This window comes from Empedobacter stercoris, from assembly GCF_020281205.1.
Classification (GTDB): Bacteria; Bacteroidota; Bacteroidia; order Flavobacteriales; family Weeksellaceae; genus Empedobacter; species Empedobacter stercoris.
This window is the reverse complement of sequence record NZ_JACXZC010000027.1, coordinates 1-12,885: the sequence shown is the minus strand read 5'-3', so window position 1 is coordinate 12,885 and position 12,885 is coordinate 1. Positions and strand designations below refer to the sequence as shown.

11 protein-coding genes are annotated in these 12,885 nt (G+C 32.0%); 10 read left to right on the top strand and 1 reads right to left on the bottom strand.

The genetic code is table 11. The annotated features are described in order from the left end of the window. Window positions 1-89: 89 nt before the first annotated feature. From IF125_RS11680 to IF125_RS11655, 6 genes are all read left to right on the top strand, one after another. Window positions 90-500, top strand: a complete 411-nt coding sequence (locus IF125_RS11680; RefSeq protein WP_171623418.1) for a BrxA/BrxB family bacilliredoxin — start codon at window positions 90-92, stop codon at window positions 498-500. A 151-nt stretch (window positions 501-651) separates the two neighbouring features. Further along, window positions 652-1,569: a T9SS type A sorting domain-containing protein gene (locus IF125_RS11675; protein ID WP_225542624.1), complete on the top strand. Its 918-nt coding sequence runs from the start codon at window positions 652-654 to the stop codon at window positions 1,567-1,569. Window positions 1,570-1,821: 252 nt separating this feature from the next. Then, window positions 1,822-2,817, top strand: a complete 996-nt coding sequence (locus IF125_RS11670) for an aspartate-semialdehyde dehydrogenase (protein WP_225542623.1) — start codon at window positions 1,822-1,824, stop codon at window positions 2,815-2,817. A gap of 111 nt (window positions 2,818-2,928) precedes the next feature. Then, window positions 2,929-5,184, top strand: coding sequence for a CotH kinase family protein (locus tag IF125_RS11665; RefSeq protein WP_225542622.1), 2,256 nt, complete (start codon window positions 2,929-2,931; stop codon window positions 5,182-5,184). A gap of 134 nt (window positions 5,185-5,318) precedes the next feature. Then, on the top strand, window positions 5,319-5,861 hold the full coding sequence (locus IF125_RS11660; RefSeq protein WP_225542621.1) for an RNA polymerase sigma factor: 543 nt from the start codon (window positions 5,319-5,321) through the stop codon (window positions 5,859-5,861). Further along, window positions 5,858-6,895 (top strand): hypothetical protein, encoded by a 1,038-nt coding sequence (locus IF125_RS11655; RefSeq protein WP_225542620.1) that lies wholly within the window; start codon window positions 5,858-5,860, stop codon window positions 6,893-6,895. Before IF125_RS11660 ends, IF125_RS11655 begins: the two co-directional genes overlap by 4 nt. 26 nt (window positions 6,896-6,921) lie before the next feature. Here the strand turns inward: IF125_RS11655 and IF125_RS11650 are convergent, their stop codons facing one another. Beyond that, the gene (locus tag IF125_RS11650) at window positions 6,922-7,854 is read right to left on the bottom strand and encodes a bifunctional riboflavin kinase/FAD synthetase (RefSeq protein ID WP_225542619.1); all 933 of its coding nucleotides are present in this window, start codon (window positions 7,852-7,854) and stop codon (window positions 6,922-6,924) included. Between the two features lie 188 nt (window positions 7,855-8,042). Here IF125_RS11650 and atpD point away from each other — a divergent pair, with 188 nt between their 5' ends. The 4 genes from atpD to IF125_RS11630 all read left to right on the top strand — a co-directional run bounded on the left by atpD (window position 8,043) and on the right by IF125_RS11630 (window position 12,729). Continuing rightward, window positions 8,043-9,551, top strand: coding sequence for a F0F1 ATP synthase subunit beta (gene atpD / locus IF125_RS11645; RefSeq protein WP_188319401.1), 1,509 nt, complete (start codon window positions 8,043-8,045; stop codon window positions 9,549-9,551). 87 nt (window positions 9,552-9,638) lie between these two features. After that, on the top strand, window positions 9,639-9,932 hold the full coding sequence (locus tag IF125_RS11640; RefSeq protein ID WP_225542618.1) for a F0F1 ATP synthase subunit epsilon: 294 nt from the start codon (window positions 9,639-9,641) through the stop codon (window positions 9,930-9,932). Between the two features lie 454 nt (window positions 9,933-10,386). Beyond that, window positions 10,387-11,694, top strand: a complete 1,308-nt coding sequence (locus IF125_RS11635) for an O-acetylhomoserine aminocarboxypropyltransferase/cysteine synthase family protein (protein ID WP_225542617.1) — start codon at window positions 10,387-10,389, stop codon at window positions 11,692-11,694. A gap of 27 nt (window positions 11,695-11,721) precedes the next feature. After that, window positions 11,722-12,729, top strand: coding sequence for a homoserine O-acetyltransferase family protein (locus tag IF125_RS11630; RefSeq protein WP_225542616.1), 1,008 nt, complete (start codon window positions 11,722-11,724; stop codon window positions 12,727-12,729). Window positions 12,730-12,885 lie beyond the last annotated feature (156 nt).

The following is a 12,885-nucleotide window of genomic DNA, read 5'->3' as shown; positions in this document are numbered from 1 at the left end:
GTAACTGCAAAAGTAAGTATTCTAAAAAGTTTTAGAATTATGTAACTTTGAAAATAATTTATTTTTATTAAAACAAAAAAAAGAAGAATATGTATCCAGCAGAAATAGTAATGCCGATGAAGGCTCAGTTAACTTCTAATGGTTTCGAAGATTTAACAACTCCAGAACAAGTAGAAGCAGCAATCAAACAAGAAGGAACAACTTTGGTAATGGTAAACAGTGTATGTGGTTGTGCTGCAGGTGCTGCACGCCCGGGTGTTGTAATGTCGTTGAATAATGAGAAAGTTCCAACACATTTAACAACAGTTTTCGCAGGATTTGATAAAGATGCTGTAGCAAAAGCGCGTGAGTTTTTTGCACCATTTCCTCCAAGTTCTCCAGCTGTAGCTTTGTTTAAAGATGGTGAATTAGTTCATATGTTAGAGCGTCATCATATCGAAGGACACTCTGCAGATGCTATTGCAGAAAATTTAAAAGCTGCCTATAACGAGTTTGCTTAATACGATATAAATCTTATTAGGATTTATTTAACCCATAATCATTGTGATTATGGGTTTTTTATTTTTTTTTTTGTTAATTATTTTGAAATTGTAATATAATTGTTTAGTTTTATTCCATATTAAACAGAAATAACACTAAAAATTAATAATTATGAAGAAAATTTTTACGCTTTTATCAATTGCAGCATTATCAACATCGTACGCTCAAACATTGAAATTAGAAAAAGTAGCAGAAGGATTACCAAAAGCATCTTCTCAAGCTCCAGTTCACAAAGCGAACGAGCAAACACTTATCCAATATAAGGATGGAGAAAATTTCTCTGATTCGACACCTGTTTGTGCAGGCGCTATTAATCATGATTCTAGATTTTTTAAATTGTCAGATTATGGAATTACAGGAGCTTTCACTGTAACTAAAGTTGATTTCGTAGCTTCATCTTTTGCAAAAACAGCAGTTTGGGCAGAAGTAGTAACAGTAGCTGAAGGAACGAATATTAAAGCTGCTGAAATACCAGGTTCGGCACTTACATTAACAGATGCTTATGGGTCTATTACGACAGTTGGAGGTGAAAATAATTGGGAATCTATTCCATTAATGGAAACAGTTGAAATTCCTGCAGGAGTAGATTTTGGAGTTGCAGTAGGTTATGTATTTGAACAAAATATTTGGTTTGGTAATAACGAAGGTGGAGAAACAGCACCATCATATATTGGTTGGCCAGACTCTGAATGTGTAAATGATGATGGAGCAAGTACAGTAGCTTCAGTTGGTTTCCCAGTTAGTTGGATTATGAATGTAACAGGAAATGTAGAAGGTTTAGGTACTGTTGAGTTAGGATCTAATAAATTAGCTGTATATCCAAACCCAGCAACAACAGAAGTTAACGTTAAATTAGAAGGATCTAAAGTTGCAGACGTTACAGTTGCTGATGTAACAGGACGTGTAATTCCAGTAAGCTTCTCTAAAGATGGTAAAGTTGATACATCAAGATTAGCTGCAGGAGTTTACTTCTTAAGAGTTAAAGATGACAAAGGAGTAACAAGAATCCAAAAAATCATCAAAAAATAATTTTTGATAACAAATTTTATACAATTATAGAAAAGTGGAGCAATTTGTTCCACTTTTTTTATGTTCAAAATTCTTTCAAAAAGATGTTTTATAAATTATAATTCTAAGAAAAGTACAAATCCCTGAATTAACATCATAACATAAATTATATCATATCATATTGATTGCTAAACCAATGAAAGAGAGAAAAATGTATTGAAATTATCAGTAAATTAGCATTTCGAAATATATTATACATTATTTAATAAACAAATGAGAATAGCAGTCGTAGGCGCTACCGGAATGGTCGGCAGAGTTATGCTCCAAGTTTTGGAAGAGAGAAATTTTCCAATCACTGAAATTATACCAGTAGCATCAGAAAGATCAATAGGAAAAACTATTGAATACAAAGGAAAAGAATACAAAATTGTATCAATGCAGGATGCTGTAGAAATGCGACCAGATATCGCAGTTTTTTCGGCAGGTGGAGAAACTTCCAAACAGTGGGCGCCTAAGTTTGCAGAAGTTGGGATAACTGTAATTGATAATTCATCGGCTTGGAGAATGGATCCTAATTGTCCGTTGGTTGTACCAGAAATAAATGCAGATATTTTAACACCAAACGATAAAATTATCGCAAATCCTAACTGTTCTACAATTCAGTTGGTAATGATTTTAAATCCTTTGCACAAAAAATACGGAATTAAGCGTGTCGTTGTTTCTACTTATCAATCGGTTACAGGAACAGGAAAAGATGCAGTAGAGCAATTGAATGGTGAAATTGAAGGTCGTGATGTAACAAAAGTATATCCTTATCAAATTTTCAAAAATGCATTACCACATTGTGATGTTTTTGATGAAGAAACAGGTTATACAAAAGAAGAATTAAAATTAACGAGAGAACCTCGTAAAATTATGCGTGTTGATGAGATGAATATCACAGCAACTGCAGTTCGTGTTCCTGTGCAGGGAGGACATTCGGAATCTGTAAACATCGAGTTTGAAAATGATTTTGACTTAGCTGAAGTTCGCAAATTATTAGCAGAACAAGAAGGTGTTACCTTACAAGATAATCCTGATACAAATACTTATCCAATGGCCTTCTATTCGGAGGGGAAAGATGATGTTTTTGTAGGACGTATTCGTCGCGATTTATCCCAACCCAATACACTAAATTGTTGGATTGTTGCCGATAATTTACGTAAAGGTGCTGCAACAAATGCAGTTCAAATTGCCGAATATTTGGTGAAAAATAAATTAGTAGGATAATAATAAATTAGAACTATTCTATAATAAAAGAAAATCTGATATAGCATATTATATCAGATTTTTTTACGTAATAAAATGTATTTTTGAATATAATTGAAAACAATATAATATATGAAAAAAACATTTACAATTTTATTTTTAAATATTTTAATTTTTAATTTTGCGCAAACTTTAGATCCACCAAAATTTTCACATGAAAGTGGATTTTATGATAAAGATTTTAATTTAGAATTATCTCATTCAGACCCTAATGTTAAAATTGTTTATACAATAGATTCTTCAGAACCAGATATTAATAATTTAGAAGGGAGAACCTATAAATATAAAAAACAATATCCTCAGTATCCACATGATACTCCTTTTGAATTCTTTGAAAATTCTCTAAAATCAAATTTATACTTAAATTCAATTGAGGTATATGATAGATCGAATGAAGAGAATAGAATTTCTAATATCTCAACTTCTTTCCAAAAAGATCAGTATTTTCCAACGGAAAAAATGGATAAAAGCTTTGTAGTAAGAGTTAAAGCCTATAAAGACGATAATTCATATTCAGAAACTATTACCAATGTATATTTTATCAATAAAACGTATACTTTACCTATTGCTAGTATTAATGTGAATGATGATGCTTTATTTGGATATGAAAATGGATTATTTGTAGCAGGAAAAAAGTTTGATGATTGGAGATTAACTAATTCTACTGATATAGCAGGATCATGGACTACTGCAAATTATTGGAATTCAGGGTCTACTTCTGAAGTTCCTGTTAATTTTATTTACTTAGCTGACCAAACTGTAAAAATTAATCAAACAGTAGGAGTAAGAAATCATGGAAATGGCTCAAGACATTTAAAAAATAGATCACATCGCATTTATGCTAAATCTGACTATGGAAAAAAAGACTTAAAGTATAATTTTTTTAGCGATTATGATATTGATACATTCAAACGATTAATTTTAAGAAATTCAGGACAGGATACATATAGTACTTTATTTAGAGATGCTTTTGTACAGAAATTGAATGAGCATTTGAATTTTGATACGCAAAACTATCAGCCTGTATTAAGCTTTGTTAATGGAGAATTTTATGGTATTTATAATTTAAGAGAACGTTATGATGAAAAATATTTAGAAGAGATCTATGGAATTAAAGAAAAAGATATTGATTATATAGAACAAACTTCTATTGTTGAAGCTTCTATAGGTGATCTTAAATTTTATAATGAAACTCTTGATTTTTTTAAAAATAATGATATATCAATTAATAATAATTATCAAAGAGGTATTACCTACGTAGATGAAATAAATTTTACAGATTATCATATAGCACAAATTTTTGCAGCTAATTATGATTGGCCATATAATAATAACGAATTTTTTAGAAAAAGAATTAATTATACGCCAGATGCTATTTATGGACAAGACGGAAGATTCAGATGGTTAATGAAAGATCTTGATATAAGTTTTAATGGAGATCAAGATTGGGTACCCAATTCGTATAAGCATAATACACTACAACAAGCAATATCTTCGATTAATCACGGAGGTGAGATATATGAAAATCATATATTGATAGGATTATTAGAGAATGAAAATTTTAAAAATTATTTTATTAATCGCTTTGCTGATTTATTAAATACAACATATAAAAAAGAACATGTTATTGAATTAATCGATTTAATGCAAAATAATATTCGTCAAGAAATGCCTCAAAATATTAGTCGTTGGAATTTAATTAATTCAATAGAGGATTGGGACAAAAATATTGAAATAATGAGAGAGTTTTCTCGTTTAAGGCCACATTATCAAATAGAACACTTATCTGAATTCTTTAAATTAAATGGAACTTATAACTTAAAAACTGAAACTAACAATATATCTCAAGGATTTGTAAAAGTTAATACAATTGAAATTAATAATTCTACTATAGGAATTGGAGATGATTATCAAACGTGGTCTGGAAAGTATTTTCAAAAGGTTCCGTTGGTTGTTGAAGCAATAGCTTTACCTGGATATAAATTTTCGCATTGGGAAGGAGATATAAGTTCGACAAATCAGAAAATTACTATCAACTCTGAAAAAGATGTCTATGTTAAAGCTATTTTTGAAAAAACGTTAGGTGTTGGCGATTTAGATAAAGTTGATTTTATACTATATCCAAATCCAGTACAAGATATATTGAATATAGCTTCAAATTCTAAAAGTAAAATTGAATATAAGATATCAAATATTATTGGACAAATAGTTGAACATAACTCAACCAATAATCAAAAAATTGATGTAAGTAAACTTAAACAAGGTGTTTACATTATCCAATTAACTCAAGATAATAAAAGAACAACGAAAAAATTCATAAAAAAATAGTTTATAAAGTCGCTTATTCAGCGACTTTTTTTATGTTTAATGAATAAGTTTTCAGAACTTTAACAAAGTTTTTACGTTAATAAAACAACCATAAACGTAATTTACGCATCTAAATAGTAAGAAAGAAAGGGATTTTGGACGAGAAACAACTGATAAAAGCTTGTATCAACAATGATTCGAAAGCACAAAGGCTGCTTTACGAAAAATACGATGCGCTTTTTTTTGCAGTTTGTAAACGTTATTTTACAGATATACAACAAGCGGAAGATGCTTTGGTAAAAGGCTTTTTGAAGATATTTCAAAATCTCAAACATTACTCCTTCGAGGGAAGCTTTGAAGGTTGGATGAGACGAATTATGATCAACGAATGTCTGATGGAATTGCGAAAAAATAAAATTTTTCATCTCAATGTAGACGATTACTCCTCTTCTATTTCATCCAATCAGGAGGCTTCGCAACAAATAGAGGAAGATGATGTGATGAAACTCCTCGATTATTTGCCAGATGGCTGTCGTCTCGTGTTTACCCTCTACGTTATTGAGGGATATAAGCACAAAGAAATTGCTGAAAATTTAGGTATTACAGAAGGTACATCGAAATCGCAACTCAATTTAGCGAAGACGAAATTAAAGGAAATGTTAAGTAAGAATGAACATATAAAATCAAATTTATCGTGAACACAAATGATCCAATAGAAGATTTATTCCGATCAAAAAGTAACGAAACTGTCGGTGAAAAACCGAGAGATTTGGTTTGGAAACGTATTGAGTTTGGTTTACAGAACGAAGAAAAGAAAAAGAAACCTATTCGCGTATTTATTTCAAGCGTTTGGTTTTCAGCTGCTGTTTTTGCATTAATTGCGATTCCTTATTTTGTACTTTTTATCGAAAATATTAATTCAGAAAACAGAAAAAATTCGCTTCAAGTTGTACAAACAAATGTGCCAGTTATAGAAAAATCCTCAATTGAAGAAGAAATAACAATTGTTGATTCGAAAGATAAAATAGTAGAAGAATCGATTGAAATTGTTAAAAATAAGAAAGTAACGAAACAACCGACATACAAAATCATCGAAGAGAAAACCGTAGGAACAATTGCAAATGAAAATTATTTACAAGATTATTCACTTGTTTCTGCGCCAACAATTGAAGCTCCTTTATCTGCACCACAAGCAATGGAAACTCGTTCTCAAGTTTTGGATTCGATTGAAAATCAGGGGCAATTTGCAAAAGCGAATTTGAATAAGATTTCAAAGGATTCTATTATTTCTGATCGATTCGGTGGTAAAGTTTCTGGAGTTGTTGCTGCTAACGGTGTAAAAAGACAGATTACAAAACAAAAAGATACTTCGGAAGTGATGAAAATGACTGTAGTAGCAGAAGATAGAATAAGTAACACTTCTTTGGAAACAGCCTCACTTTTAGAAGTTTTTCCAAAAAAATCAAAAGTTAATAAATCAACAATTATTTATAAACCATTAAAGTTTACGGTAAAGTCGGATATTCTTCGGACAAATTTTAAATTGTTGAATGTTTCAACATCATCAAAATTAGTGTTTGAAAGTTCTACAAATAGTGTGATGATAACTTTCCAAAAAGTGAAAGATAAAATTACGTTGACAACAAATCAACCCAAAATGGATGCAGTTTTATTAGGAATATTAGAAAAGAATAAAAAAGAAATTTTTGAATATTATTCAAAACCAAAATAAGAAATAAAGGTTCGCAATGCGAACCTTTATTTCTTATTTCCATATAAACGTATTGCGTTTTCTTTGTCTTGATTCATGGCAGCAATTAATTCGTCAAGCGAATTAAATTTCTTTTCATCTCTTAATCTTTCTAAAAATTCGAGGCGAATAGTTTCTCCATAAATCGTTTGATCAAAATCCAAAATATTCACTTCTACTCGATGTTCTCTCGTATTTGTTACTGTTTCTCTAAATCCGATGCTCAATAAACCTAAATATTTTTGATTATCCACAAAAACATCAACTGCATAAACGCCATCTTTTGGAATTAATTTATTGGGATCAACTTGTAAATTAGCTGTAGGAAAACCAAGTGTACGCCCAATTTTATCTCCATGAACAACTTTTCCAGATAGCGGATAATTGTAATTTAACGCTTTGTTCGCATACGAGATGTTTCCTTCGATAAGTGCATTTCTAATTTTTGTAGAACTTACCGCCACATCATTTTCTTCAACAGCCTTTAGTTGAATCAAATTGAAACTATATTCTTTCGAAAGAACTTGTAATTGCTCAAAATTTCCTTCTCTATTTTTCCCGAAATGATGATCGTAACCAATCACTAATGTATCAATATGCAATTGATCAACAAGAAAATTTTTGACAAATTCTACCGAAGTAACTTGTGAGAATTCTTTTGTAAACGCTTGAATAATCAAATGTTCTAATCCAAATTGACGCAAAACATTTTCTTTTTCTTCTAAAGTGTTCAAAAATTTAAGATCACAATTTGGCTGTAAAACCATTCGAGGATGTGGATTAAACGTAATCAAAACACTTTCTCCATCAATTTCTTTTGCAATTGTATTGAGTTGTTTTAGAATAGATTGATGACCAATGTGTGCACCATCAAACATGCCCAAAGTAAGGACAGGACGTTTGATAGATTTGATTTCTTCTAAGGATTGATAAACGTTCACTAAAAATGATTTTGCACAAAATTAAGGCTTTCAAATCGAACTTCAAATCTATTTTTAATTTCCTTTGATTGTAATGTTTTGATTATTAATCAAAATATTATGACAAAAATCTTAAAAAGTATACAAATAATACAATGTTTTTAACTTACCTTTGCACCCAAATAAAATAAACTAAATCATTTCATATAATGGCAAATCAAAAGAAAGGTAAGATTGCACAGGTTATTGGACCTGTAATTGACGTTATTTTTGATAACGCAGAAGGCCTTCCAAATATTTATGATGCATTAGAGGTTCCTCGTCAAGGAAAAGAAACATTAATCCTTGAAGTTGAGCAACACATCGGTGAAGATACTGTACGTTGTATCGCAATGGATAGTTCTGATGGTTTACAAAGAGGTCAAGAGGTTATCGCATTAGGTAAACCAATTATGGTTCCAATTGGTGAGAACATCAAAGGACGTGTATTTAATGTAGTAGGAGATGCTATTGATGGTTTAGAAAATTTAGATAAAGATAACGGTTTACCTATTCACCGTCCTGCTCCAAAATTCGAAGAATTATCAACATCTGCAGAAGTTTTATTCACAGGTATTAAAGTAATTGACTTAGTTGAGCCTTACGTAAAAGGAGGTAAAATTGGATTATTTGGTGGTGCCGGAGTAGGTAAAACAGTATTAATTCAGGAGTTAATGAACAACATCGCTAAAGGACACGGAGGTTTATCTGTATTCGCAGGTGTTGGAGAACGTACTCGTGAAGGAAATGACTTAATGCGTGAGATGATCGAAGCTGGATTAATTAATTACGGTGAAGAATTCATGCAATCAATGGAAGGTGGATCTTGGGATTTATCTAAAGTTGACCACGAAAATATGAAAGAGTCTAAAGCTGCTTTCGTATTCGGACAAATGAACGAACCTCCAGGTGCACGTGCTCGTGTTGCTTTAACAGGTTTAACATTAGCTGAATATTTCCGTGATGGTGATGGACAAGGTCAAGGACGTGACGTATTATTCTTCGTAGATAATATCTTCCGTTTTACACAAGCAGGTTCTGAGGTTTCTGCCTTATTAGGTCGTATGCCATCTGCTGTAGGTTATCAACCAACATTAGCAACTGAGATGGGGGCTATGCAAGAGCGTATTACATCTACTAAAAACGGATCTATTACTTCTGTACAAGCTGTATATGTACCTGCCGATGACTTAACTGACCCTGCGCCAGCTACAACTTTCGCGCACTTAGATGCTACAACGGTATTAGATCGTAAAATTGCTTCATTAGGTATTTACCCAGCGGTAGACCCATTGAACTCTACTTCTCGTATCTTAACACCAACAATTCTTGGAAAAGAACATTACGAAACAGCTCAACGTGTAAAAGAAATCTTACAACGTTACAACGCTTTACAAGATATCATCGCGATCTTAGGTATGGAAGAGTTATCAGAAGAGGATAAATTAGTTGTACACCGTGCACGTCGTATCCAACGTTTCTTATCTCAACCATTCCACGTTGCAGAACAGTTTACAGGTATCCCAGGTGTTTTAGTAGACATCAAAGATACAATCAAAGGATTTAACATGATCTTAGACGGTGAAGTTGACCAATATCCTGAGGCTGCATTCAACTTACGTGGTACAATCGAAGAAGCGATTGAGGCTGGAGAAAAAATGTTAGCAGAAGTTAAATAATATTTTTATATAACAATATAGAAGAGTGCTTACGTTTCTTTTACTCTAAAAGTTACTAAGTACTCTTTTTTTTAAAACAATAGGATTATGCACTTACAAATTATTACGCCAGAATTCGTAGTTTTCGATGCAGTAGTAGATGCTGTTACTTTACCAGGAAAAGATGGTGAATTTCAGTTATTAAACAACCACGCTCCTATCGTTGCAACTTTAGGTGAAGGAACAATCAAAATTTACGTTCACACAAAAACTTTCGATGATTTCGATAATATTTCAGGTAAAGTTTATAGCTCTCCATCAAATGAGTCTACATTATTATTAGACATTAAAGGAGGAACAATTGAAATGAACAACAATAAAGTAATCGTTTTAGCAAACTAATTACTTTTTTTGAACAAATATTACAAAAGGAGATCAATTTTGATCTCCTTTTTTGTTTCCTCATAATTATACTCGATAATTTCTTCAAATAATATTCTATAAAATTTAGATTAATAGTTTTTCCAGTATTGATTTACCTATAAAATATAAACTTATTTTAATTAATTAAATATTATAGAAATGTTTTCTAAAAATAGTTTTAATATTTTATAATTTAGAAAATAATTCTAATTTCACTTCATCAAAAAAGGAGTTACAAAAGGTAACCAAAAATGAGCTAAAATTTTTCAGATGAAGTACAATTCTCAAAAACATTCTTTTGGACACGGTGTCCTACTTCAAAATATTTATAATTGTGTCAATAGTAAAATCCGAATGTGTTATTGTTAATTTAATACAACAAACCTACTCTACCCTACAATTTAATTAATTATCACATTCAAATCATTTTATTATGTCAACAGAAAAAAAATTACATTTCGATACATTACAAGTTCACGCAGGTCAAGAAGTCGATCCAACAACAGGTTCGCGCGCAGTTCCTATTTATCAAACATCATCTTATGTTTTCAATGATGCTGAACATGGAGCAAATTTGTTTGCGTTAAAAGAATTTGGAAATATTTATACACGAATTCAAAATCCAACAACAGACGTTTTTGAAAAACGTATCGCAGCATTAGAAGGTGGTGTTGCCGCTTTAGCAGTTGCATCTGGTCAAGCAGCACAATTTATTGCATTAAATAATATTTTAGAATCTGGTGATAACTTCGTTTCTGCTTCTAATCTTTATGGAGGAACATACAATCAATTCAAAGTTGGTTTTAAACGTTTAGGTGTCGAAGTACGTTTCGCAGAAAATGCAGATCCTGCGATTATCGAATCATTAATTGACGAAAATACAAAAGCAATCTATACCGAAACAATCGGAAACCCGAGTTTCAACGTACCCGATTTCGAAGCAATTTCAGCTATTGCAAAAAAATATAACCTTCCTTTAATTGTTGATAATACATTTGGAGCTGGTGGCTATATTTTCAAACCATTAAAACACGGTGCAAATATTGTAGTCGAGTCTGCTACAAAATGGATCGGTGGGCACGGAACTTCTATTGGAGGCGTGATTGTAGATGGTGGAAATTACGATTGGGGCAACGGAAAGTTTCCACAATTTTCAGAACCATCGGAAGGTTATCATGGTTTAGTTTTTTCTGATGTTTTCGGAATTAATGGTCCTTTTGGAAATATTCAATTTATTATTCGTGCACGTGTCGAAGGTTTACGTGATTTTGGTCCTGCCATTTCTCCATTCAATTCTTTTTTATTGATTCAAGGTTTAGAAACATTGTCATTAAGAGTGCAAAAACATTTGGACAATACGTTAGAAATTGCGCGTTGGTTAGAATCTCATCCGCAAGTCGAAAAAGTTAACTATCCTGGTCTAATTTCATCTCCAAGTCATCAATTGGCAAAAAAATATTTGGAAAATGGTTTCGGAGCGGTTCTTTCATTCGTAATCAAAGGAAATGCAGAACAAGCCAATCATTTTATAGATAGTTTAGAATTGATTAGTCATTTGGCAAATGTTGGCGATGCAAAATCTTTGATTATTCATCCGTCAGCAACAACTCATCAACAATTGAGTGATGAAGAACAACAATCTGCAGGTGTTTACCCAGGATTATTGCGTCTTTCTGTCGGTATAGAACACATCGATGACATCAAAAATGATCTTCAACAAGCGTTTGATAAAATTAAATAATCCGTTACTTTCGAATATAATTTAATAATGAATTTTCAACAATATCATTATAATCGACCTTTTCAATTAGAAAATGGTCAAACTTTAGAAAATTTAACCATTGCCTATCACACGGCAGGAACTTTAAACAACAAGAAAGATAATATCATTTGGGTTTGCCATGCACTTACGGCAAACTCAGATGTTTTTGATTGGTGGGCAGGTCTTTTTGGAGAAAATGATTTATTTAATCCAAAAGATCATTTTATTATTTGTGCAAATGTCATTGGATCCAATTACGGAACCACAAATCCAATGTCTATAAATCCGGCTACAAATACGCCTTATTACAGAGATTTTCCAACGATCACAATAAAAGACATGGCCAATGCGCATCAACTTTTAGCCGATTATTTAGGAATTTCGACCATTCATTTGTTAATAGGCGGTTCGCTTGGTGGTCAACAAGCCTTAGAATTTACTTTGCTTGACAAGTTAAAGGTAGATAATTTGGTTTTGCTGGCAACAAATGCAGTTCATTCTCCGTGGGGAATTGCGTTCAACGAATCTCAGCGTTTGGCAATAGAAGCCGATCCAACTTTTAATGATATGACAGAAGATGGAGGGAAAAATGGATTGATTGCGGCGCGAACAATTGCGATGCTTTCTTATCGCACCTATTCTATATATAATGAAAAGCAAAAAGATGATCATTCGGTTTATACTGATTTCAAAGCGTCATCCTATCAAAAATACCAAGGACAGAAATTAGCAAACCGATTTAATGCGCACTCCTATTGGACGCTTTCCAAAGCCATGGATTCACAAAATATTGCTCGAAATCGAAAAAGTTTAGAGAATTCACTTGCTCAAATTTCGTCTAAAACCCTTGTGATTGGTATTTCTTCGGATATTTTATTCCCACCTACGGAGCAAAAATTTATCGCGAATCATATTCCAAATGCAACATATACCGAAATAGAATCTTTATTTGGGCACGATGGTTTTTTGGTTGAACTCAAAGAATTGAATAAAATCCTAAATCATTTCGTCTAAATAATAAATGAAGCTCGAATTTTTTAAGCTTTTTTATGACTAATTTATTTCGCTTCGCGAAACCTTTCCCGAGTTCATTACCCAAAAGTAGCCGCTGCCCATTTGCTTGATTCAGCAAATCGTCACCGCCTAATCATTCCATGCAGTGAAAATACA